22 protein-coding genes are annotated in these 23,009 nt (G+C 72.7%); 15 read left to right on the top strand and 7 right to left on the bottom strand.

The window, feature by feature from the left end; all coding sequences use genetic code 11:
- Positions 1-14: 14 nt before the first annotated feature.
- A complete protein-coding gene (locus tag ACIPYW_RS06475) occupies positions 15-2,225 on the bottom strand; it encodes an NADP-dependent isocitrate dehydrogenase (protein WP_400411914.1) in 2,211 nt (736 codons plus the stop codon).
- A gap of 201 nt (positions 2,226-2,426) precedes the next feature.
- On the opposite strand from ACIPYW_RS06475, the gene ACIPYW_RS06470 reads away from it, so the two are divergent.
- On the top strand, positions 2,427-2,795 hold the full coding sequence (locus ACIPYW_RS06470) for a hypothetical protein (RefSeq protein WP_400411911.1): 369 nt from the start codon (positions 2,427-2,429) through the stop codon (positions 2,793-2,795).
- A gap of 59 nt (positions 2,796-2,854) precedes the next feature.
- On the opposite strand, the gene ACIPYW_RS06465 is transcribed toward ACIPYW_RS06470, so the two are convergent.
- Positions 2,855-3,349 carry a hypothetical protein gene (locus tag ACIPYW_RS06465; RefSeq protein ID WP_400411909.1) on the bottom strand — a complete coding sequence of 165 codons (495 nt, stop codon included), beginning with the start codon at positions 3,347-3,349 and terminating at the stop codon, positions 2,855-2,857.
- A gap of 140 nt (positions 3,350-3,489) precedes the next feature.
- On the opposite strand from ACIPYW_RS06465, the gene ACIPYW_RS06460 reads away from it, so the two are divergent.
- From ACIPYW_RS06460 to ACIPYW_RS06450, 3 genes are all read left to right on the top strand, one after another.
- On the top strand, positions 3,490-4,473 hold the full coding sequence (locus tag ACIPYW_RS06460) for a M23 family metallopeptidase (protein WP_400411907.1): 984 nt from the start codon (positions 3,490-3,492) through the stop codon (positions 4,471-4,473).
- A gap of 142 nt (positions 4,474-4,615) precedes the next feature.
- Complete coding sequence (locus tag ACIPYW_RS06455) at positions 4,616-5,893, top strand: hemolysin family protein (RefSeq protein ID WP_400411905.1); 1,278 nt, start codon at positions 4,616-4,618, stop codon at positions 5,891-5,893.
- 135 nt (positions 5,894-6,028) lie between these two features.
- Complete coding sequence (locus ACIPYW_RS06450) at positions 6,029-6,907, top strand: helix-turn-helix transcriptional regulator (RefSeq protein ID WP_400411903.1); 879 nt, start codon at positions 6,029-6,031, stop codon at positions 6,905-6,907.
- A gap of 94 nt (positions 6,908-7,001) precedes the next feature.
- On the opposite strand, the gene ACIPYW_RS06445 is transcribed toward ACIPYW_RS06450, so the two are convergent.
- Positions 7,002-7,232 carry a hypothetical protein gene (locus ACIPYW_RS06445; RefSeq protein WP_400411900.1) on the bottom strand — a complete coding sequence of 77 codons (231 nt, stop codon included), beginning with the start codon at positions 7,230-7,232 and terminating at the stop codon, positions 7,002-7,004.
- A gap of 38 nt (positions 7,233-7,270) precedes the next feature.
- Between ACIPYW_RS06445 and ACIPYW_RS06440 the strand changes: the two genes are divergently transcribed.
- Together ACIPYW_RS06440 and ACIPYW_RS06435 are read left to right on the top strand one after the other, a co-directional pair.
- Positions 7,271-8,047: a class I SAM-dependent methyltransferase gene (locus ACIPYW_RS06440; protein WP_400411898.1), complete on the top strand. Its 777-nt coding sequence runs from the start codon at positions 7,271-7,273 to the stop codon at positions 8,045-8,047.
- 209 nt (positions 8,048-8,256) lie between these two features.
- The gene (locus tag ACIPYW_RS06435; protein ID WP_400411896.1) at positions 8,257-8,739 is read left to right on the top strand and encodes an FBP domain-containing protein; all 483 of its coding nucleotides are present in this window, start codon (positions 8,257-8,259) and stop codon (positions 8,737-8,739) included.
- 40 nt (positions 8,740-8,779) lie between these two features.
- On the opposite strand, the gene ACIPYW_RS06430 is transcribed toward ACIPYW_RS06435, so the two are convergent.
- Entirely contained in the window at positions 8,780-9,766 is a 987-nt protein-coding gene (locus ACIPYW_RS06430; RefSeq protein WP_400411894.1) for an aldo/keto reductase, read from the bottom strand.
- 128 nt (positions 9,767-9,894) lie between these two features.
- Between ACIPYW_RS06430 and ACIPYW_RS06425 the strand changes: the two genes are divergently transcribed.
- The 4 genes from ACIPYW_RS06425 (at position 9,895) to ACIPYW_RS06410 (ending at position 13,669) form a co-directional block, all read left to right on the top strand.
- Positions 9,895-10,437: an acyl-CoA thioesterase gene (locus ACIPYW_RS06425; RefSeq protein WP_400411891.1), complete on the top strand. Its 543-nt coding sequence runs from the start codon at positions 9,895-9,897 to the stop codon at positions 10,435-10,437.
- Positions 10,438-10,480: 43 nt separating this feature from the next.
- Positions 10,481-12,058 (top strand): FAD-binding oxidoreductase, encoded by a 1,578-nt coding sequence (locus ACIPYW_RS06420; RefSeq protein ID WP_400411888.1) that lies wholly within the window; start codon positions 10,481-10,483, stop codon positions 12,056-12,058.
- Positions 12,059-12,142: 84 nt separating this feature from the next.
- Entirely contained in the window at positions 12,143-12,730 is a 588-nt protein-coding gene (locus tag ACIPYW_RS06415; RefSeq protein WP_400411885.1) for a YdeI family protein, read from the top strand.
- Between the two features lie 60 nt (positions 12,731-12,790).
- Complete coding sequence (locus ACIPYW_RS06410; RefSeq protein WP_400411884.1) at positions 12,791-13,669, top strand: aldo/keto reductase; 879 nt, start codon at positions 12,791-12,793, stop codon at positions 13,667-13,669.
- A gap of 2 nt (positions 13,670-13,671) precedes the next feature.
- On the opposite strand, the gene ACIPYW_RS06405 is transcribed toward ACIPYW_RS06410, so the two are convergent.
- Positions 13,672-14,595: an endonuclease/exonuclease/phosphatase family protein gene (locus ACIPYW_RS06405; protein WP_400411881.1), complete on the bottom strand. Its 924-nt coding sequence runs from the start codon at positions 14,593-14,595 to the stop codon at positions 13,672-13,674.
- A 160-nt stretch (positions 14,596-14,755) separates the two neighbouring features.
- On the opposite strand from ACIPYW_RS06405, the gene ACIPYW_RS06400 reads away from it, so the two are divergent.
- The 4 genes from ACIPYW_RS06400 to ACIPYW_RS06385 all read left to right on the top strand — a co-directional run bounded on the left by ACIPYW_RS06400 (position 14,756) and on the right by ACIPYW_RS06385 (position 19,733).
- Positions 14,756-15,352, top strand: coding sequence for a PadR family transcriptional regulator (locus tag ACIPYW_RS06400; RefSeq protein ID WP_400411878.1), 597 nt, complete (start codon positions 14,756-14,758; stop codon positions 15,350-15,352).
- A complete protein-coding gene (locus ACIPYW_RS06395) occupies positions 15,349-16,080 on the top strand; it encodes an ABC transporter ATP-binding protein (RefSeq protein ID WP_400411876.1) in 732 nt (243 codons plus the stop codon). Before ACIPYW_RS06400 ends, ACIPYW_RS06395 begins: the two co-directional genes overlap by 4 nt.
- Positions 16,081-16,115: 35 nt before the next feature.
- Entirely contained in the window at positions 16,116-18,863 is a 2,748-nt protein-coding gene (locus tag ACIPYW_RS06390) for an FtsX-like permease family protein (protein WP_400411874.1), read from the top strand.
- A 99-nt stretch (positions 18,864-18,962) separates the two neighbouring features.
- Entirely contained in the window at positions 18,963-19,733 is a 771-nt protein-coding gene (locus ACIPYW_RS06385) for an SGNH/GDSL hydrolase family protein (protein WP_400411871.1), read from the top strand.
- A 27-nt stretch (positions 19,734-19,760) separates the two neighbouring features.
- Here the strand turns inward: ACIPYW_RS06385 and ACIPYW_RS06380 are convergent, their stop codons facing one another.
- Positions 19,761-20,861 (bottom strand): hypothetical protein, encoded by a 1,101-nt coding sequence (locus ACIPYW_RS06380; RefSeq protein ID WP_400411869.1) that lies wholly within the window; start codon positions 20,859-20,861, stop codon positions 19,761-19,763.
- 45 nt (positions 20,862-20,906) lie between these two features.
- The gene (locus ACIPYW_RS06375) at positions 20,907-21,572 is read right to left on the bottom strand and encodes an SDR family NAD(P)-dependent oxidoreductase (protein ID WP_400411867.1); all 666 of its coding nucleotides are present in this window, start codon (positions 21,570-21,572) and stop codon (positions 20,907-20,909) included.
- A 248-nt stretch (positions 21,573-21,820) separates the two neighbouring features.
- Here ACIPYW_RS06375 and ACIPYW_RS06370 point away from each other — a divergent pair, with 248 nt between their 5' ends.
- On the top strand, positions 21,821-22,957 hold the full coding sequence (locus ACIPYW_RS06370; RefSeq protein ID WP_400411864.1) for a PQQ-dependent sugar dehydrogenase: 1,137 nt from the start codon (positions 21,821-21,823) through the stop codon (positions 22,955-22,957).
- The last annotated feature ends 52 nt before the right edge of the window (positions 22,958-23,009 follow it).

Genomic DNA, 23,009 nt, shown 5'->3' with positions numbered 1-23,009 from the left:
TCAGGGGGTCGCGCCTACAGCGCGGCCAGGATCCCGTTGAGCGTCGCGGACGGGCGCATCACCGCACCGGTCTTGGCGTCGTCGGGACGGTAGTACCCGCCGATGTCCGCCGGGTGTCCCTGCACGCCGTTCAGCTCGTCGACGATCGTCTGCTCGTCCGCCCCGAGCGACTTCGCCACGTCCGCGAACGCCGCCGCGAGTTCCGCGTCGTCGGTTTGTACCGCGAGCTCCTCCGCCCAGTACTTCGCGAGGTAGTAGTGGCTGCCCCGGTTGTCGATCGAGCCGAGCTTGCGACCCGGCGACTTGTTCTCGTCGAGGAAGGTCCCGGTGGCACGGTCGAGCGTCTCGCCGAGGACCTTCGCGCGCTGGTTACCGGTCACGCCCGCGAGGTGCTCGAACGACACCGCGAGCGCGAGGAACTCGCCGAGGGAGTCCCACCGCAGGTAGTTCTGCTCGACGAGCTGCTGCACGTGCTTCGGCGCGGAGCCACCGGCACCGGTCTCGAACAGGCCGCCGCCGCCGAGGAGCGGGACGACGGAGAGCATCTTCGCCGAGGTGCCGAGCTCCATGATCGGGAACAGGTCGGTGAGGTAGTCGCGGAGCACGTTGCCCGTGACCGAGATGGTGTCCTCGCCGCGACGGATGCGCTCGAGCGAGAAGGCCATGGCGTCCTCGGGCGACATGATCTCGATCTGCAGGCCGTCGGTGTCGTGCTCGGCGAGGTAGGTCTCCACGAGGCCGATGAGGTTCGCGTCGTGCGCGCGGGTCTCGTCGAGCCAGAACACGGCCGGGGTCGCCGAGGCCCGGGCGCGCGTCACGGCGAGCTTCACCCAGTCGCGGATCGCCACGTCCTTGGTCTGGCAGGCACGCCAGATGTCCCCGGCCTCGACCTCGTGCTCGATGACGGTCTCGCCGCCGCTCGTCACGACACGCACACGACCGGCCGCCGGGACCTCGAAGGTCTTGTCGTGCGAGCCGTACTCCTCGGCCTTCTGCGCCATGAGGCCGACGTTCGGCACGGAGCCCATCGTCGCCGGGTCGAAGGCACCGTTCGCGCGGCAGTCCTCGATGACGGTCTGGTAGATGCCGGCGTAGCTCGAGTCCGGGATGACCGCGAGGGTGTCGTGCTCGTCGCCGTCCGGGCCCCACATGTGGCCGGACGTGCGGATCATCGCGGGCATCGAGGCGTCGACGATGACGTCGCTCGGGACGTGCAGGTTCGTGATGCCCTTGTCCGAGTCGACCATCGCGAGCTCGGGGCCGACGTCGAGCCCCTCGTCGAACGCCTGCTTGATCGCCGCGCCGTTCGGGACGGCGTCGAGCCCTGCGAGGATCGAACCGAGGCCGTCGTTCGGGTTCAGGCCGGCGGCCGCGAGGTCGGCGCCGAAGCGCTCGAACACGGTCGGGAAGAACGCGCGGATGACGTGGCCGAAGATGATCGGGTCGGAGACCTTCATCATCGTGGCCTTGAGGTGCACGGAGAACAGCACGCCCTGCTCCTGCGCGGCGGCGATCTGGTCCCGCAGGAAGGCCTCGAGCGCACGGACGTGCAGGACGGTGCCGTCGACGACCTCGCCGGCGAGGACCGGGATCGACTGCTTGAGCACGGTGCTCTCGCCGTCCGCGCCCACGAACTCGATGGTCAGGGTGTCGTCGGCCGGGGCGATCCAGGACTGCTCGTTCGAGCGGAAGTCGTCCTTGCCCATGGTCACGACGTTCGTCTTCGAGTCGTGGCTCCAGGCACCCATGCGGTGCGGGTGCTTCTTGGCGTAGTTCTTCACCGAGAGCGGCGCGCGGCGGTCGGAGTTGCCCTCGCGCAGCACCGGGTTCACGGCGCTGCCCTTGACGCGGTCGTAGCGGGCGCGGACGTCGCGCTCCTCGTCCGTGGTGGGCTCGTCCGGGTACGCCGGGAGGTCGTAGCCCTGCGACTGCAGTTCCTTGATCGCCGCCTTGAGCTGCGGGATCGACGCCGAGATGTTCGGCAGCTTGATGATGTTCGCTTCCGGGGTCCCCGCGAGCTCCCCGAGCTCGGTGAGGGCGTCGTCCAGGCGCTGCTCGTCGGTGAGCCGCTCCGGGAACTGCGCGATGATCCGGCCGGAGAGCGAGATGTCGCGGGTCTCCACGTCGACACCGGCGGTGCCGGCGAAGGCCTGGATGATCGGGAGGAAGGAGTGGGTCGCCAGGAACGGCGCCTCGTCCGTGAGCGTGTAGATGATCTTGGCCATGCTGGCGGGTACTCCCTTGTTCATGCCGTCGGTACGCCCCACGCTACTCGCAGGCGCGGGATGTCTCGATGTCAAGATACCTGGTCGGGTCACCTCCCAGCGAACTCCCGCCGGACGCCCGGGAGGCACATGGCCGACACATGGGGACCACGCGTGGACTGGTCTCCCGCGGCTCCCACGCCGCGGTGGGAGGAGCACACCGTGACGACGACACGACGACGGACACCCGAGGACTTCGGGTGGGCGGCCGAGGACCTCCGCTCCGCCTACGCCGTGGACGGCAGCGGTCCGTACCGGTACGCCCCGGACGGATCGGGCCCCTTCTCGTACGACGGCGACGGCTCTGGCCCGTGGCTCGTCGGACCGGAACCAGCGCGGGGGATCGCCCGGTTCGCACCCCGGCAGCGCGGGACCGGCTCGCGACTGCGCCGGATCGGGACGGCGTGTGCCGCCGGGGCGCTCGCGCTCGTGCTCGCCGTGGGGAGCGTAGCGGCCGTCGCGCACACCGTCCCTGCACAGCACCGGGTGGACGCCTCCGCCGTCCACAGCACGGACGTGGACGAGGGCTGACGAGCCGGGAGCGGGTCGGGCCGCGGAGCGGTACGGCGCGGCGCGGCGTGTTGCGCGTCCTAGTGCCCGACGGTGATCCGGAACACCCGGACACCGGAGGTCTTCAGCGCCGCGAGACCGAGACGCATCCGGAGGTTCCGGAACGGGCGGTCCCGTCCCGTCGGTGCGGCCGCGGCACCGATCTGGTGGAGCACCTCGGACGTCAGCGTGCGCTCGATCTTCGGCGCGAGGCGGGTCACGCCCGACACCGTCACGACGATGCGCACCGCGTTCGGCGCGAGCAGGGGGTCGATGAGCTCAGCGGCCTCGTGCGCCCGGTGGAACGCGGGGTCGTCGCCGGGCCGGCGGATCGCGATCACGGCGAGTTCGGCGTCCCCCGTCTCGCTCGGGTCCGGGAGGTCGTCGACGCCGACGACCCGCATCCTCGTGGCGTCGACCCCGGCCCGGACCGCGGCGGCACGCAGCACGGGCAGGAGTTCCTGGGTGCCGGCGAGGACGACCTCGGCGGAGCGCAGGTCGACGGGTTCGTGACGCTCGCGCGGCGTTCGGGCCATGGGCTTCGGTCCTTCCGGTCGCTCTCCTCGGACAGTACCGATCGACACGGAGGACCGTGCCGTCGGGGCGCGTCCGGTAACGGAATGATCACATCGGGGTCTGTACAAACGAACAGAGTCGTGCAGAATGGTGGGCGGCCATGACGACTGCACCCCACCTAGACCAGCACCCGGAGACCCCGGTCGTGCACCTGTCGCGCCGTGCAGCCCTCGAGGCCGAGCGCGCCGCGTCCCGCAAGCAACCCCGCCGGACCGGTCGCACGGCCGCCACCGCGCGGGCCACGACGGAGCACGCCAGCGCCGCGCACACCGAGACCCGCATCCGCCGCGTCGACCGCGACGTGACCGGGCCGACCACCGCCCGCCCGGCCGCCGTCGCAACGTCGCCGCAGGGACGACGCCCGCTGCGTACCCGGGTCAACCCGCTGCGCCCGGCGAACCGCGCCAGCCGCGTGACGCTCACCAGCGCCCTCGCCGCCTTCGTGCTCTTCGCCGCCTCCGCGACCCCCGCGCACGCCTCGTCCGGCGGCGCGATCGCCACGGCGACCCTCGCCCCGAGCGTCGCCGGTCAGGACTACTCGGTCACGCAGCTCGCCGCCCTCGCCGACCCCGCGCGCGACGGCTTCACGATCGGCGGCGGCTCGACCACGAAGGAACAGGCCACCGCGAGCGGTTCCGTCTCCTTCGGGGGCGAGGTCCGCTCGCCGTTCCCGGGCCCGGTGCAGATGAGCTCCGGCTTCGGGTACCGCTCGGCACCGTGCGGGGCGTGCTCGTCGCTGCACGAGGGCCTCGACTTCACCCCGGGGCTCGGCACCCCGATCGGCGCGATCGCGAAGGGCACGGTCCGCGTCGCCGGCACGTACTTCAACTACGGCACGGCCGTGGTGATCGACCACGTGATCGACGGTCGCAAGGTCGCCACGCTGTACGGCCACATGATCCCCGGCTCCACGCCCCTGAAGGTCGGCGACACCGTCGAGGCGGGCGAGTTCATCGGCCAGGTGGGCAACTCGGGTGTCTCGACGGGCGCACACCTGCACCTCGAGGTCCTGCTCGACGGGGTCACCCCGATCGACCCCGCCGCGTGGCTCGAAGCTCGCACCGGACGTCCGATCACCGCCTAGGCAGCCGATCCACAGCACCCCCGCAGTCACTGCGGGGCGCCTTCCCAGAACCCCTGTGCAGGCTCACAGGCATGGACGACTGTCACAGGCCCAGCGCCCGAACGCGACCGGTTCCGCCCCGACCTGAGGGGACCACCCGCTGATGGGCGCCGACACCTGGATCGCCTTCGGGCTCGTTATCCTCTTCGTGCTCGTCGGTGGCGTGTTCGCCGCCGCCGAGATCGCCCTCGTCTCCCTCCGCGAGTCGCAGCTGCAGCAGCTCGAACGCAAGGGGCCGCGCGGCGCACGGGTCGCTCAGCTCAGCCGTGACCCGAACCGCTTCCTCTCCGCGGTGCAGATCGGCGTCACGGTCGCCGGGTTCTTCTCGGCCGCGTACGGCGCCTCGTCGATCGCACCCGACATCGCGCCGCTGCTGCAGGGCCTCGGCCTCGACCGCGGCGCCGCCGAGGCCGTCGCCCTCGTGCTGCTCACCCTCGTCATCGCCTACCTGTCGCTCGTGTTCGGCGAGCTCGTCCCGAAGCGCCTCGCCCTCCAACGCGCCGAGGGCTTCTCGATGCTCGTGGCCCCGCCGCTCGACCGGTTCGCGACGCTCATGCGTCCGGTCATCTGGGTGCTGTCCACCACGACGAACGCGATCGTGCGGTTGCTCGGCGGTGACCCGAACGCCCGCAGCGAGTCGATGAGCACCGAGGAGCTCCGCGACCTCGTGGCCGAGCACGACGCCATCGACGCCCAGGGCCGGCAGATCGCCCGGAGCGCCCTCGACGCCGGTGACCGCACCCTCCGCGAGTCGATGCGCCCCTGGTACGACGTGTCCACGATGGACGCCGACCTCACCATCCGCCAGGCCACCGACCACGCGCTCGACGCCGGACACTCGCGCTACCTGGTGACCTCGGGCTCCCGGGACGCCGTGACGGGCTTCGTGCACCTCCGCGACCTCCTCCGCCCCGTCGATCCGGAGGCGCCGCTCGCGACCCTCGTCCGGCCGGTCCTCGCGATGCCGGAGACGAAGTCGCTCTCGAGCGCGATCGCCCAGATGCGCACGGACGGCCACCAGATCGCGCTCGTCGTGGACGAGTACGGCGGCAGTGCAGGCATGGTGACGCTCGAGGCCCTGCTCGAGGACCTCGTCGGGCGCATCAAGGACGAGTGGGACACCGCCGAGTCCGACACCGCGTCCGCCGCCGCCGACGGGGTCGACGGATCGCTCGTGCTCGAGGACCTCGCGGCCGACGGCGGCCCGGTCCTGCCCGACGGCGACTACGAGACCGTCGGCGGGCTCGTGCAGGTGCACCTCGACCGCATCCCCGTCGTCGGCGACGTGGTCGAGCTCGACGACTGGTCGCTCGAGGTCACCGAGATGGACGGACACCGCGTGGCGCGGGTGCGCCTGGTCGCGCGGGAACGCGCGCTGTAGCGGCGACCACCAGCGGACGGGAGGCCCGCGGCGGCGCCGCCACGGGCCTCCCGTCCGATCCGCGTGGACCCGGTACCGAGGCAGGCCCTCCCGGTACCTGTCCCGGTACCGGTCTCGCGACGTAGCCTTGCCGACATGGGTATCGACGTGCGCAAGGAGATCCAGGACTTCCTGTCCTCGAGACGGGCACGGCTCACCCCGGACCAAGTCGGTATGCCGACCTTCGGCGGGGGAGTCCGACGGGTCCCGGGTCTCCGCCGGCACGAGGTGGCGATGCTCGCCGGGGTGAGCGTCGACTACTACACACGGCTCGAGCGGGGCACCCTCAAGGGCGTCTCGGACAGCGTGCTCGACGGCCTCTCGGCGGCGCTCCGGCTCGACGAGGACGAGCGCACGCACCTGTGGGACCTCGCGCGGCTGGCGAACGCCGGCGTGAAGACCATGCACCGCAACGTCCCGACCCGGGTACGACCGGGGGTGCAGCAGCTCCTCGACGCGATCACCGGAGCGCCCGCGTGGGTTCGGAACGAGCGCGGCGACGTCGTGGCGACGAACGAGCTCGGTCGGACGCTCTACTCGCCGATGTTCGCGGGACCCGGTCGTCCGGTGAACACGGCACGGTTCACGTTCCTCGACCCGGCCGCCCGCGAGTTCTTCCCCGACTGGGCCCAGACCGCGCGGGACGCCGTGGCCATCCTCCGTGCCGCGGCCGTCGCGAACCCGTGCGAACCCGGACTCGTGACCCTCGTCGGGGAGCTCTCGACCCGCAGCGAGGAGTTCCGCACGTGGTGGGCGGCGCACGACGTCCGGTCGCACCGAACCGGCCGGAAGCGCATCGAGCACCCGGTGGTCGGGCGGCTCGAGCTGACCTACGAGGCGCTCGACCTCGTCGCGGACCCCGGCCTGACGATGTTCACGTACGGGGCCGAGCCCGGCAGCGAGTCGGAGCGGAACCTGGCGCTGCTCGGGACCTGGGCGGCGACGGAGCGTTCGGAGCGATCCGCCGCGGTGTAGCCCGCGGCGGGGGGCTGCGGGGCTTCGGCGACGAAGCGCGCGCGTTTCGTGGACCCCGACCCCGACGCCGACACCGACACCGGCCCCGAACCGGCTACGCGGCGGACGGGCCCGGCTCGTCGTCGTCGAGAGCGTCGAGGTCGTCGAGGATGCCAGCGTTCCGGAGCCGCAGCCACTCGATGCGCAGCGCACGCTCCTGCGCCGAGAGCCGCAGCACCCGGATCCCCGCGAACACGAGCACGATGAGCGCGACACCCAGCACGAGTGCGGCGAGCACGACGAGCAGGTAGACGATGGACACGACGGCGAATCCCCCGGAGAACATCCGGCGAGCGTAGCAGCGGCGGTCCGTAGGCTGGACCCGTGACGAGGACCTCGGACGGATCCGCCGGCGACGCCGACCACGCCGTGATCGGCCACGAGTACCGCCGCTGGCGCCGCCCCGAACCGGCCTTCGCCCGGGCGATCGTCACGGCCCTGGGCGACGCCCGGACGGTGCTCAACGTCGGTGCGGGAGCGGGCTCGTACGAGCCGACCGACCGCGAGGTCACCGCCGTCGAGCCCTCCGCCGCCATGCGCGCACAGCGACCCGACACGCTGCCGCCCGCGATCGACGCGACCGCGGAGGACCTGCCGTTCGCCGACGACACCTTCGACGCCGCGATGACGACGTTCTCGGTGCACCAGTGGGGCGACCTCGAGCGCGGGCTGGCCGAGGTGCGACGGGTCACCCGCGGGCCCGTCGTCGTCCTGACGTGCGACCCCGACCGCGTGCAGGACTACTGGCTGGCCGAGTACGCCCCCGAGGTGATGGCGACCGAGGCCCGTCGGTACCCCGCCCTCGACCGGGTCGCCGCAGCACTCGGCGGCGAGGTCGAGACCACCCGCCTGCCGATCCCCTTCACGTGCGTCGACGGCTTCTCGGAGGCGTACTACGCCCGACCCGAGCGGCTCCTCGACCCCGGGGCACGACTGGCGAACTCGGCGTGGTCGTTCGTGGACGAGGTCACGGCCCGGCGCTCGGTCGCGGCGCTCCGGGACGCGCTCGACTCCGGCGAGTGGGACCGCCGCCACGGCTCGCTCCGGGTGCGGCCGTCGTTCGACGGGTCCCTCGTGCTGCTGCGGGCGACGCCGGCCTGACCGACGACCGCGACACGCCCGGCTTGACACGTCGTCGTAGGCTGGTCGGGTGAGCTTCCAGGAGGTGGTCGGCGCGCAGAGCGCCGGCATCAGGGCGTGACGCCCCCGGTCGCACCGTGCGGTGCGGCCGCCGTCACCGACCCCTGACCACCTCCGCCCGGTGCGGCGCGCCTCCGCGTGCCCCGGGCCCCCGTCGAGAGCGACACACCATGCTGCCCATCAGCGAGAAGACCATCCGCACGACCTTCGTCAACGCCTCCCGCAAGGAGACGGCCGACATCACCCTCCCCGACGCCTTCGAGGCGATCGACTGGGACGTGCTCGACTACCTCGGCTGGCGTGACCCGAAGATCGGTCGCCGTGCCTACGCCGTCGTCCCCACACTCGAGGGCGACCTCGTCGGGATCCTGTTCCGGCAGGCCGAGGCCTCGCCCCGCAGCCGGGCGCAGTGCTCGTGGTGCCAGGACGTGAAGCTGCCGAACGACGTCGTGTTCTACAGCGCCAAGCGGTCCGGGAAGGCCGGTCGGAACGGCAACACCGTGGGCACGCTCGTCTGCCAGGACTTCCAGTGCTCGCGGAACGTCCGGAAGCTGCCGCCGCCCGCCTACGAGGGCTACGACGTCGAGGCCGCGCGGCTGCAGCGCATCGAGGACCTGCAGCTCCGCGCGGCCGCGTTCGCCGCGGAGGTCTAGTCCCAGCGCGACGTCGCGTCAGGGACGCGCGTCGCTCGCGTCAGCGACCGATCGAGGACATGTCGGGGTAGCGGTCACCCGTGGGCACGGGCAGCGACGAGAGCCGCGTGAGCTGGTCCGCCGAGAGCGTGATCGACGTCGCACCGACGTTCTCCTCGAGCCGGCTGACCCGTTTCGTCCCCGGGATCGGCACGACGTCGTCGCCCTGCGCGAGGAGCCAGGCCAGCGCGACCTGGGCCGGGGTGCCGCCGACCTCGTCGGCGATCTCCCTGACCGAGTCGACGATGCGCATGTTCTGCGCGAAGGCCTCCTCGGCGAAGCGCGGGTTCGCACGGCGGAAGTCGTCGTCGTCCAGGTCGGACGGGCTCGTGATGGCACCCGTCAGGAAACCGCGGCCGAGCGGGGAGTACGGCACGAGGCCGATGCCGAGCTCGCGGAGGGTGTCGAGGACCTCGCCCTCGGGGTCGCGCGTCCACAGCGAGTACTCGCTCTGCAGGGCGGTGATCGGGTGCACGGCGTGGGCCTTGCGGATCGTCGCCGCCGACGCCTCGGAGAGTCCGATGTGGCGGATCTTGCCCTCCTGGACGAACCCGGCGAGCTGCCCGACGACGTCCTCGATCGGGACCGCCGGGTCGACGCGGTGCTGGTAGTAGAGGTCGATGTGGTCGGTGCCGAGTCGGCGGAGGGAGCCCTCGAGCGCCTCGCGGACGGACTCGGGGGCGGAGCTGATGCCACGCTCGGTCGCCGGGGTCGCCTCGCCCGCGGTGTGCGTGATCAAGCCGAACTTCGTGGCGATGACGACGTCGTCGCGGCGGTCGGCGAGGGCGCGGCGGAGGAGCTCCTCGTTCGTGTACGGGCCGTACGCCTCGGCGGTGTCGAACAGGGTGACGCCCAGGTCGATCGCGCGGTGGATCGTGCGGATCGACTCGTCGTCGTCGGAGCCGGCGCCGGAGTAGAAGGCGCTCATGCCCATGGTGCCGAGGCCGACCGGACCGACCTCGAGGTCTGCGAGCTTGCGTGTCTGCATGGGTCCGGTCTACTCGCCGATCCGCGATTGGAGGGAGGCTCTGACGGTGCCCGCCCAGGTGGGAATGCGATCGTGCGGTTCCTCCAACGCGCTCGCCGGGTGCACAGTGCAACTGGTGTGATCTAATTGTGAACCTGTACTTCCGGCTGCTCCTCCTGACCCTGCGCACCCGACTGACCGCGACGCGTCGAGGCAGCGGCACCTCGCTGTGGGACGAGACGAGCACACCGTTCCGGGTCACGCTCACCGACCTCGACCCGCTGCAGCACGTGAACAACGGCAAGTTCCTCTCGCTGCTCGACCTCGGCCGGTACGACCTGCTCACCCGCTCCGGCTTCTGGCAGGCGGCGTCCGAGCGTGGGTGGTACGCCGTCGTCGCCGCGCAGACGATCACGTACAAGCGGTCGCTGACGCTCGGGCAGCGTTTCGTCCTGCGCACGCGGGTGCTCGGGATGGACGAGCGCTCGGTGTACATGGAGCAGACCTTCGTGCGGCGGGACGCGGTCATCGCCCGGGCGGTCGTGCAGGCCCGGTTCCTGCACCGGGACGGCGGGCACGTGTCTCCCACCGAGCTGCTCGCGGTCACCGGACCCGCGCCGCGGGACCTCACGGTGCCCGCGTGGGTGCAGGAGTGGGCCGACGCTGTGCGGATCAGCAGCACCGCCCGCTGACTCCGGCCTCGTCGAGCGGTCGAGCATGGCGTAGACAGGAGCGATGCACCCCGACTCCACCGACCGCGCGTTCCACCGGACGAGCCGCCGCGCGCTGATCGGGGGCGGCGTGGGCATCGGGCTCGCAGGGCTCCTCGCGGCGTGCTCCAGATCGGCGCCGGAGCCGGGCCGGTCGCCGTCGGGCCCGGCCTCCGCGACGGGTGCAGCGCCGGACCGGACGCCGACCGCGTCCCCGACTCCGGGCGGCCCCGACTCGTGGGAAGCCCTCGCCGCAGCGGTGTCGGGACGGCTCCTGCGCTCCGGCTCGCAGGGTTGGGACGACGCCCGGGTGCTCGAGAACCCGCGGTACGACGACGCCGACCCGCAGGGCATCCTGCTCGCCACGAGCGAGGCGGACGTGCAGGCCGGCCTCGCCTTCGCACGGAACACGCACACGCCGGTCGCCCTGCGCGCCGGCGGCCACTCGTACACGGGGTGGTCGGCCGGCGGCGCCCCCGGCACCGATGTCCCGCGTTCGCTCGTCATCAGCACGAAGGAGCTCGACGGCATCGAGGTGCACGCCGACGGCACCGCGACGATCGGCCCGGGCGCGCAGCTCGCGAACGTGTACGCGACGCTGGCTGCCCAGGGCCGCGCGATCGGCGCCGGTTCGTGCCCGACGGTCGGCACCGGCGGCCTGACGCTCGGAGGCGGTGTCGGCGTGCTCACCCGCTCCTTCGGTCTGACCTGCGACCAGCTCACGGCCGTCCGGCTCGTCACGCCCGACGGCGCCGTGCACGACGTGTCGGAGCAGGCGGAGGCCGACCTCTTCTGGGCGTGCCGCGGCGGCGGGGGCGGGACCGTGGGCGTCGTGACCGCCCTGACCTTCCGGACCCGCGCCGCGCCTGGCGTCCTGCTCTTCGAGCTCGCGTTCCCGGCGTCGGCCGCAGCCGACGTCGTGCGCGCGTGGCAGGACTGGGCCCCGACCGCCGACGACGAGCTCTGGTCGACGCTCAAGCTCCTCGGCGGCTCGCGGCACTCCTCGCTGTCGGTCACCGTGACCGGCGTGTGGACCGGCTCGAAGACCGGCGCCGACGCGTCCGTCGACGGCTTCATCGCGGCGACCGGCGCGAAGCCCACACGTCACACGGCCGAGCAGCTGTCGTACGGCGCCGCGATGTCCGCGCTGGCCGGCAGACCGCAGCGCGTGTCCGAGGCGGCGACGTCGTCGATCGGCGAGACGAAGCTCACGAACGCGCAGATCGACGTCCTCGTGCAGCACGCAGAGGCCGCCGGGGACGTGTCCGGGAACCTCGAGGGCGGTGTCTCGCTCGACGCCCTCGGCGGGGCGGTCGCGCGGGTCGGGCGGACGGACTCGGCGTTCCCGTGGCGGTCGGCACTGATGACGGTGCAGTACACGGCGGTCTTCGCGGACGGGACGGACCCGGCGCCGTTCGACGCGTACGTGCGGTCGTTCCGGAAGGCGATGACGCCGGCGTGGGGGAGCGCTGCGTACGCGAACTACTGCGACGCGGCGATCACGGACCCGTCGGCCTACTTCGGCGTGAACACCTCGCGGCTGCACCGGATCGCCGAACAGGTCGACCCGGACGGGCTGCTGTCGCAGCCGCACTGGGTGTGAGCCGTGGATCTGAGCCACCTGGAGGCACGGTGCAGGTCCGCCACGGTCGTCGCCTCGTCGGCGGTGCGGCCTAGCATCGGCGGCATGGACCCCGAGGACCTGGTGCTCCCCGACGCCGCGGCCTGGCGCGCCTGGCTCGACGCGCACGAGGACGACCCCGACGGCGTGTGGCTCGTCCTCGCCAAGAAGGGCACGACCGAGCCGACGTCCCTGACCTACGACCAGGCCCTCGACGAGGCCCTGTGCTCCGGCTGGATCGACGGGCAGAAGCGCGGGCGTGACGCCGCCACGTTCCGGCAGCGCTTCACGCCCCGACGCCGGGCGTCCCTCTGGTCACAGCGGAACCTCGGCCTCGTCGCTTCGCTCGTCGCCGACGGCCGGATGCGGGAACGGGGACAGGCAGAGATCGACCGGGCGAAGGGGGACGGTCGGTGGGACCGTGCGTACGCCGGGGCTGCGACCGCGACGGTGCCGGACGACCTCCGGGCAGCGCTCGACGCCGCACCGGCCGCCGCCGCACTGTTCGCCGGACTCGACGGCACGAACCGGTACGCGGTCCTGCACCGGGTGACGACGGCCCCGAGTGCGACGGCGCGCGCGAACCGGATCGCGAAGCTGGTCGGCGGACTCGAGCGCGGCGAGACCCCGTACCCGCGGAAGTCCGCGGGCTGACCGGCGGACGGGGGACGCCCGCTCAGGGTCAGGACACGCCAGCGGCGTACAACGGCGTGCATGACCACTGGTACCGACACCACCCGTCCCGCAGCGTCCTCCGGCACCTTCCGCATCGGTGGCGACCTCGAGGTCCACCGCCTCGGCTACGGCACGATGCAGCTCACCGGCCCCGGCGTCTGGGGACCGCCGAAGGACCACGACGAGGCCGTCCGCGTCCTCAAGCGCGCGGTCGAACTCGGCGTCGACTTCTTCGACACCGCCGACTCGTACGGCCCGTACGTCGCCGAGGACCTGCTCCGCGAGGCCCTGCACCCCTACGGCGACGACGTCGTCATCGCGACCAAGGCCGGGCTCACCCGCACCGGTCCGAACGAGTGGCCGCCCGTCGGCCGCCCGGAGTACCTGCGCCAGGAGTGCGAGATGAGCCTGCGCCGTCTCGGCCTCGAGCGCATCGACCTGTTCCAGCTGCACCGCATCGACCCGAAGGTGCCGCTCGAGGACCAGGTCGGGGAGCTGAAGAAGCTCCAGGACGAGGGCAAGATCCGTCACATCGGGCTGTCCGAGGTCTCGGTCGACGACGTCAAGGCGGCCCAGGAGCACGCCACGATCGTCACCGTCCAGAACCTCTACAACCTGCAGAAGCGGGACGCCGAGGAGCTCCTCGACTGGTCCGAGGAGCAGGGCATCGGCTTCATCCCGTGGTTCCCGCTCGCGACCGGTGGACTCACCGGCGAGGACTCGCCGCTCACCGCGATCGCCGAGCGGAAGGGTGCGACGCCGGCGCAGCTCGCCCTGGCGTGGCTCCTGAAGCGCTCGCCCGTGATGCTCCCGATCCCCGGCACGTCGAGCGTCGACCACCTCGAGGACAACCTGCAGGGCGCCGTCCTCGAACTCACCGACGAGGAGTTCGAGGAGCTCTCCGGCCTCGGCCGCTGAGCTCAGCGCGCACGCAGTTCCGCGAGCACGGCCCGGTGGTCGCTGCCGTTCGACGGCAGGACGCTGGTGGCCACCGTGCCGAGTCCGCGGACGAACACGTGGTCGAGCCGCACGACCGGCATCTGCGCCGGCCAGGTGAACCCGAACCCGCCGCCCTCGGACAGCTCGGCCCGCAGCGGCGCCATGAGCGGGTCCGATGCGCCGCCGTTGAAGTCGCCGGCGACGACGAGCCGCTCGGCGGGGTCGTCGCGGACCTCCGAGGTGAGGGACCGGAGCATCGTCGGCCGCGCGTCCTCCGTCTCCAGACGCAACGAGTCCACGTGCACCACGTAGAGCCGCACGTCGCCGATCGCGGTGTCGACCGTCACCCGGAGTGACCGCGCCCACCCGAGCCCGAGCGTCAGGGGTTGCCCGTCGCTGAGCGTCGTCCGGCTCCACACCCCGACGGAGCCGACGCGGTAGTGGTGCGGGTAGGCATCGGCGAGTGCCGACTGCACGGCCTCGCCGGAGTCGCCGGTGAGTTCCTCGAGCGCGATGACGTCGGGGTGCCGTGCGGCGATCGCCTCCGCGGTCGCGGCCGGGTCCTCGTTGGTGGCCTCGACGTTCTGCGTGACGACCGTGAGCTGGGGCTCGCCGGTCGCCGCAGGGGTGAGCACCCCGGGGAGCACCGCGACCGACCAGGCGGCAGCGTAGGCGACGGAGAGGACGGCGAGCCGCTTCGACCGGGTCCCGAGTGCGAGTCCGGCGACGGGGACGAGCAGGACGCCCATCCACGGCAGCAGTGACCCGATGGCGGACCCCGGCGTCCCGAGCACGTCGAGCACGCGCGGGGCGAGCAGGACGACGACCCCGACGACGAGCGCGGCACCGACGACGGCGACGACGACCGTGCGACCGGGGTTCCGGCTGCGGGAACGGAGGGGCACGCTCCGAGGGTAGGGAGCCGGTCTGACAGCGGCCGGGGCGTCCCGTGCACGTTCGGTCCGTGGCCCCCGGGGGAATCCGGAGCGTTGTGCTCTTGCGGATGCATACCGGGTATGGGCATACTCGGTATGCCCGATGACGGGCCGGACGAGGGGGAGTGTCATGAGCGTACGGATGGGCGTACTCGCGCTGCTGGTGGACGGACCCGGGTACGGGTACCAGCTCCGGGGGGAGTTCGAGCACCGCACCGGCGGGAGCTGGCCGGTGAACATCGGCCAGGTCTACACGACCCTCGACCGGCTCGAGCGCGACGGGCTCGTCGAGCGAGGCGACGCCGACGAGGACGGTCACGTCGTGTACACCGCCACCGCGGCCGGCCGGGACGCCGTGGTGCGGTGGTTCAGCGAGCCGGTCCCGGCGAAGCGCGGTCGCGACGAACTCGCGATCAAGTTCGCGCTCGCCGTCACGGTGGCGGGTGTCGACGTCGAGCGGCTCGTGCAGGTCCAGCGCGGCGCGGCCGTCCGGAACCTCCAGGACCTGACCCGGCTGAAGCGCACGGCCGACCCGGCCGCGGACCTCGCGTGGTCGCTCGTCCTCGAGTCGATGGTCTTCCAGGCCGAGGCCGAGGTCCGGTGGCTCGACCACGTCGAGTCGAGCGTCTCCCGGTACCGACCGAGCGACCACCGCACGGCCGCGTCCACGTCCGTGTCCGAGTCCGCGTCCGCGTCCGCCGACGAGACCGTCCGGAGCGCCCGGTGAACGGCGCTGCTCCGCTGCTGGAGCTCGACGCGGTGAGCGTGCAGTACGGCTCCGGTGCCAAGGCCGTGACCGCCCTGGCCGGTGTCGACCTGACCATCCGGCGTGGGGAGATGGTCGCCGTCATGGGGACCTCCGGCTCCGGGAAGTCGACGCTCCTGGCGTGCGCCGGCACGCTGCTGCCCCCGACGAGCGGCGAGGTCCGGATCGACGGCGAGTGGGTCGCGGACCGTCCGGCGAAGGAGCTCGCCGCCCTGCGTCGACGTCTCGTCGGCTTCGTGTTCCAGGACTTCAACCTCATCCCGTCCCTGACCGCGATCGAGAACGTCGCGCTCCCCCTCGAGCTCGACGGCTGGAAGAGCAGCCGGGCACGTCGGGCGGCGCAGTTGGCGCTCGACAACGTCGAACTCGGGCACCGCGCCGATGCCTTCCCGGATGACCTGTCGGGCGGGCAGCAGCAGCGCGTGGCGATCGCACGCGGGGTCGTCGGCGAACGACGGCTCGTGCTCGCCGACGAGCCGACCGGTGCCCTCGACTCGCAGACCGGCGAGGTCGTGCTCCGCATGCTCCGTCGGCACGTCGACGCCGGGGCCGGAGCACTCCTCGTCACCCACGATGCCCGGCACGCCGCCTGGGCAGACCGCATCGTGTTCCTGCGTGACGGCCGGGTCGTCGACGAGACGGTGTACTCCGGCGTCGAGATGGCGCTCGCGGACCGGACCCGCTCGTGATCCGGCTCCGGCCGGCGCTCCGGCTGGGCAGACGGATGGCGTTCGCGAAGCCCGGACGCGCGGCGCTGATCGTCGCGCTGATCGGTCTGCCGACGTTGGGCTTCGCGGGGGTCTCGGTGCTGTTCGCCTCGACGCAGCCCACGACCGCCGAGCAGCTCCGGTACGACCTCGGGCACGCCCAGGCGCAGATGACGACCCAGCAGCCCGACGCCCGCGGCATGCGGCAGGACCCCGTGCAGTGGACCGCCACCGACACCGAGACGAACAGCCCCGCGGCGAAGGCCGACGACGACACCCCCTTCGCGGACGTCACGGAGTACGTGCCGAAGGGTGCGCTCGCGATCCCGGTGACGACCACCGACGTCGTGCTGCGCGGTGCGCACGGCCCGGTCGGCACCACGGCGACCCTCGGTGACACGTGGGACCCGGTGCTCGACGGGCACTGGCACGTCCTCGACGGCACGGCTCCGACGGCACGCGACCAGGCGATGATGACGCCGGCGATGCTCGCGAAGACCGGGCTCCACATCGGTGACACGGTCGACGTGACCGACCCGGTGACGAAGCGGTTCACGATCACCGGGACGATGCGCGACCTCGGGCAGGACCCGGACGAGACGGCGGTCTACCTGCCGTGGGGGAGCATCGCCGCGGACGCCGCCCCGATCTCGACGGGCCGGTCCGAGGCGGGCGCGGTCACGGTCTACCTGCCGACCGAGGCCCCGACGTGGTCGGAGATCAAGCGACTGAACGACCACGGCATCGTCGTGCAGTCGCGTCCGGTCGTGCTCGACCCGCCGGACGAACGCGTCGACGGCTTCTCGGGCCCGCAGAGCCTCGGGTGGTACATCGCCGGGCTTGGGCTCGTCGGGGTGTTCGCCCTGTTCGAGGTCGGCCTGCTCGCCGGTGCAGCGTTCCTCGTCGGCACCCGCGCCGACGCCCGCTCGTACGCGATCCTGACGAGCGTCGGCGCGGAGCGGGGAGTCGTGCGATCGGTCGTCGCCGGGTCCGGACTCGTGCTCGGGACGGCCGGGGCGGTCCTCGGGACGGCGATCGGCGTGGGGATCGGCGCGCTCGCGTTCCACCTGCTCGACAACGGCAACGTGAACTCCTTCCCCGGGCTGCACGTCCCCGCGGTGATGCTCCTCTGCATCGCGGTCGCTGGGGTCCTCGCCGGTGTCCTGTCCTCCCTCGCCGCAGCCCGTGCCGCCACCCGGGTGAACGTGCTGGCCGGTCTCCGCGGGTCGCTCCGCCCGGAGACACCGAGCCGGGCGGCGACCCGCCGGCGTCGTACCTGGGGACCGCTCCTCATCGTCGTCGGTGCCGTCATGACCCTCGCGTGCGGCATCGGTGTCCTGGTCCTGAACGACCGGCCGGAGCAGAGCGGGCAGCGGGACCACTGGGCGTGGGTCGTCGGCGCCGGCGTCGCGATCGGGCCGTGCCTGGTCCAGCTCGGCGTCGCGATCTGCTCGCCGTGGGTGCTCGCCCTCGTCGCCCGCGTGTCGAGCCGGTTCGGGCTCGCGGCTCGGATGGCCGGCCGTGACGCCCGCCGCAATCCCGTTCGCACGGTGCCGGTGCTCGCGAGCGTGATGAGCGTCGTGTTCGTCGCCTCCGTGGTGATCACGTGGAACGCGTCGCAGCACGCACAGTACGTCCGCGACTACGAGTACAGCTCCGCCGTCGGGGTGGCCACCGCGGACATCCATCGGGTCGACAGCCGTTCGTTCCCGCAGGGACACGACGCGGCGGTGACGGCGCGGGCGGCCGAGGTCAGCGCGCGCGTGTTCGACCACGACCGCGTCCGCGTGCTCGGCACCGTGGACGAGCAGCCGACCGAGGAACCGAGCACCCTGACCCAGTTGCACCTCTGGGAGCGCCCGGCCGGCTGCGCGGACGAGTTCTGCGGGTCGTGGCTCGAGCCCGGCGGGAGCTCGCACGTCCTGACCGGGACGGTCGACGACTACGCCGTGCTCACCGGACACCGGCCGTCCGCATCGGTCCGCGACGCACTCGCCGACGGCAGGGCAGTGTCACTGTGGCCCGAGTACGTCCACGACGGAGCGGTCCAGCTCGACACCTTCCGCGACCGCAGCTGGAAGGACGCGACGTCGCCCGACCCGGACCACCCCGACGCGACGACGACGATCCCCGCGGTCCTCGACGAGCAGGACCCGCCGATCCAGATCGGGGTGTTCATGACGAAGGCGACCGCCGAGCGCTACCGGGTACCCGCCGTGGACGGCATCCTCGTGACCCGGCTCGACGGCGAGGTCTCACCCGAGCAGTTCGGCGAGCTCGCGTCGGCGTGGCAGAGCTACGGCGGCTCGGCGCGCGCGCAGGCCTCGGCGCCGACCTTCTTCTACGAGGCCGGCCCGGTCGACGCGAGTGCCCCGGTCCGGGCACTGGCGCTCGCCCTCGCGGCGGCCGTGACCATCGGCGCCACCGCGGTCGCGATCGGTCTGGCCCGGGCAGACGGCCGCCGTGACGACGAGGTGCTCGACGCGATCGGTGCCGCACCACGCCTGCGCCGGCGCACCACCGCCTGGCAGGCCGCCATCCTCACCACGGTCGGCGCGGTGATCGGCACCGCGCTCGGACTCCTCCCGATCCGGGCACTGACCCTGCGCTTCGGGGAGACACCGGTCGGAGTGAGCCACATGCCGTTCGTCGCGGACTGGCCCGTGCTGGCGCTGCTCGCGATCGGGCTCCCCGTGCTCGTGACGGCCGGGACGTGGCTCACCGCAGGGCGCGGTCGACGCCTGGCGGTGCGACGTGCTCACTGAGTCGCTCCCTCGAACGAGTGCGAGAAGCCACAGTCACCGCGACGATTCCCCAGGTCTGGGGCCTGGTGTTCCGAGCCGTTCCGCGAGATACCTGTAGTCGTGTCCCGCACCAGCCACCTCGTGGTCCTCATGAGCATCATCGCCTCCGCCGCCCTCGTCGGCACCGGCGCCGTCGTCATCGCCACCGCGCACACCGCGGCAGCCGACGGAGCCGTCGCCGTCCACCAGGAGACGATCATCCGGAAGGACGCCGTCCTCCGACAGGACGCCGCGCTCCGACGGACCCCGGACCAGGTCGTCCGGGGCGCGCTCGACACGGCCCACGCCACGGACGCCGTCACCTTCGCGTACGCCGGCGACTCGATCACGGCGCGGCCCGACTCGTGGCTGCACCAGCTCGAGGGCGACCCCGACCTCCACGCGGTGGGCGGCTACGCGCACAGCGGGTACCGCTCCGACCAGGTCCTCCACGAGATCGGACCGGTGCCGGACGCCGACGTCCTCGTCGTCGAGCTCGGCACCAACGACGTCAACCAGGCCGTCCCCGTCGGCCGGATCACCGCGAACGTGGACGCCCTGGTCCGCAAGGTCGACGCGCACCACGTGCTGATCGTCGCCGGGCCGCCGTCGGACCGCACGACGAGTCTCTGGGGCGCCGACCGACGGGCCGGCCAGCTCGTGCTCAGTCGGGAACTCCGCGCCGACGCGCAGGAGCACGGGTGGTCCTACGTCGACCCGTTCACGGCGATCCGCACTGCCGACGGTGCGTACGAGCCGGGCACGACTCCGGACGGCATCCACCCGACGGCCGCGGCGAACGTCCGGGTCGCCCAGGACATGGCGGACGCGATCGAGGCCGCCGCGCGCTGACCCGGGACCCGCGCGGACCGAGCGGCCTCAGCGCGGGACGCAGAACGACTCCACGTCGACGTGCACGCCGTCCTGCCCGCCGCCGAGGGCCATGCGGTGCACCGGGAGCGCGTCCTCCACCGGCATAAGGAAGTCCGTACCCATCGCTCGGTCCACGACGGCGTAGCCGGACCGTTCCCACCCGCGCTGCACCGCGTCGGCGACGTCCTGCGGCGCCACCGACGGCAGCACGAGCGAACCCGTCCACCGGACCCCGCCGTTGCATCGTTCCTCGGTGAGTGCGATCGGCGGAGCGGTCGCACGCGCGGGTGTCGGCGACGAGAGATCGTCGAGCGGTCCTGCCCACCGCACCGAGTCGGCGAGCGCCCGTCGCGTGCCGGACTCGACCGCGGCGGCGTCGAGCGTCGTGTGCTCGGTCGGGACCGGGCCCGGCCAGTCCGGGTCAGGCTTCGCCGACGCACTGGGTCGGTCCTCCGCGTCCGGCACGGTCCGCACCCGGTCGGGCACGCCACCGCCGAGCGAGCCGACCGCGCCCACCAGCAGCGCGGTCAGCATGACGCCGACGACCGCGTCAGCGGGCCAGAGCGAGACCACCGAGGGCCTGTCGTCCTCGGGGAGTGTGCCCAGCCGCCGCAACCGCAGGACGAGCGCGAACACGAAGAGTGCGACCCCGATGACGGCGAGTGGCACCGTCAGGAACGGAGCGGGCAAGCCGAGGCCGGACGACCACCAGAGCACCGGCACCACGAGCGCCGCTGCCAGGGCGACGTACGAGCCGGAGAGGACCCGTGCCTCCCGGCCGGAGACCTGCAGGGAGGGGCGAGCCGGTCTGCGGAACCCGCCCCGCACCGCGCAGACCGCGCCGTTCACGGCGACGCCGATGCGACCCAGCCCGAGCCCGACGGACTGGCCGAAGTCGTCGAAGGGCGTCTCGTCGGGGACCGGGTAGCGGACCTGACCCGCCCCGTCGAGCAGGACCAGGACCCCGACGATCGCGAGCGCGAACACGCCCCACACCCACCGTGGCACCCCCAGTCGACGGAGCGCGGCCGCGACGAAGAGCACCGCCGAGGGCATGCCGAACAGCAGCGCGGCCCCCACCGCCGTGTCGAACGCCCCCAGCTCCACGCGGTCAGGCTAGGGGCACCGGCGCCCGACGACCTGGGAGGGCCGTCACTCGGGCAGCGGCTCCGCGTAGGTGCGGAACTCCCCGCGCTCGGTGTGCATCGTCCACAGGCGCTCGGCGACCGCTGCGCCCGAGTGGTCCTCCTGCCCGTCGTCGATCCCGAAGGGGATGATGAGCTGCGCGACGTGCACGTTCTCCTCGGCGACGGCGTCGTGCAGCAGTTGTGCGTAGGCGCTCTCGCCGGCGAACGCCACCGACGTCCCGGTCACCCGAGCACCGGGCCGGACCGCGCTGCCGCCGTTCACGAAGAGGATCGTGCCCTTCCCGAGCGCCCGCATACCGGGGAGCACCTGGCGCACGGCGTTCACCGAGCCGTAGACGGAGAACTCGATCGGTCCGACGAGGTCCTCGGCGGTCGTCTCGAGCACCGGCCGCATGTACTCCTTCGCGGGCAGCGGGCTGTACTGCAGCACCTCGATCGGTCCGAGCTGCTCGGTGGCCCGCTCGAGGGCGGCACGGAGGGAGTCCCCGTCGCGGACGTTCGCGGCGAAGCCGGCGGCCGTGTGGCCCTGCTCGCGGAGCTGTGCGGCGAGGGAGTCGAGTCGGTCCTGGTTGCGCGAGATCAGCGCGACCGAGAACCCCTCGCGGGCGAACCGGGCGGCGGTCTCGACGCCGAGGCCCTTGCCGGCGCCGACGATGGCGATGGTGGTCATGGTGTGGTCCTTCCGGGACGGCGGTGTCCGGGCTGCGGCCCGTCGGCGGGACCGTCCGGTCCCGCCGGGACCCACTGAACCAGCGCGCCCCCGCGAGAGGCGGGTCCTGTCGTACCCCCTCTCGGACGGGAGGCGCGGGGCGGCGCCGCCACGCGCCTCCCGGCCGACACGAAGCGGCACTGAGTGCCCGTACAGGCTCCTCACGACCGAAGCGTGTGCAATCGGGGCACGACCCCGGGAGGCACACCGTGCACACGACCACCCGCCGCACCTGGAGCGCCATCGGCGCGGCCGCCGCCACGACCCTCGTCCTGTCGGCCTGCACCGGCGGCGGTGCACGGACGGCACCGGACACCGTCACGTCGAGTCCGGCGAGTCCGGCGCCCTCGTCGACGGCGACCGTCGCGTCACTCGTGCCGGACGGGGAGCCCGCCGACGTCGTGACCGGCCTCGACGCACCGTGGTCGGTCGTCCGGACCGGCGACGGTCCCGAGGCACTCGTCAGCGAACGCGACTCGGCGAAGGTGCTCGAACTCGCGGCGGACGGCAGCACGCGGGAGGTCGGCACGGTCCCCGGCGTCCGGTCCGGCGGCGAGGGCGGACTGCTCGGGCTCGCGCTCCACGACGGCGACCTGTACGTGTACTCGACCGCCGAGGACGGCAACCGCATCCAACGCTTCGCGCTCACCGGCGACGCGGGCTCGTACCGCCTCGGCGACGCCACCACGATCCTCGACGGGTTGCCGTCGAGCGCCATCCACAACGGTGGACGCATCGCGTTCGGTCCGGACGGCATGCTCTACGCGAGCGTGGGGGACGCCGGCAACGGGCCCGATGCGCAGGACCGCGACTCCCTCGCGGGGAAGATCCTGCGGATGACGGCTGACGGGGACGTCCCGGCGGCGAACCCGTTCCCGGACTCGTACGTGTGGAGCCTCGGGCACCGCAACGTGCAGGGCATGGGCTGGGCCGAGGACGGCACGATGTTCGCCGCCGAGTTCGGGCAGAACACCTGGGACGAGCTCAACGTCGTCGAGAAGGGCTCGAACCACGGCTGGCCGGAGTTCGAGGGGAAGGGCGGGACGGACGAGGGGTTCGTCGACCCCGTCCAGCAGTGGGCCACGAGCGACGCGTCCCCGAGCGGTCTCGCGGTGATCGGCGACACGGTCTTCGTGGCGAACCTGCAGGGCGAGTCGGTCCGGGCGGTCCCCGTGTCCGACCCGTCACAGTCGACCGAGTGGTTCGGCGGCGACTTCGGGCGGGTCCGCACCGTGCTCGAGGGCCCCGAGGGTGTGCTCTGGTTCGTGACGAACAACACCGACGGACGGGGTGACCCCCAGGACGACGACGACCGCATCGTCTCCGTCCCGCTGTCCCGGGGCTGAACAGGGGTTCCGGCAGCACCTCGCACGTCGCGGGGCAGCGGAAGTACGGTGA

It is taken from the genome of Curtobacterium sp. NPDC089689 (genome assembly GCF_044749145.1).
Classification (GTDB): Bacteria; Actinomycetota; Actinomycetes; order Actinomycetales; family Microbacteriaceae; genus Curtobacterium.
This window is presented reverse-complemented; position numbering and strand designations above follow the sequence as displayed.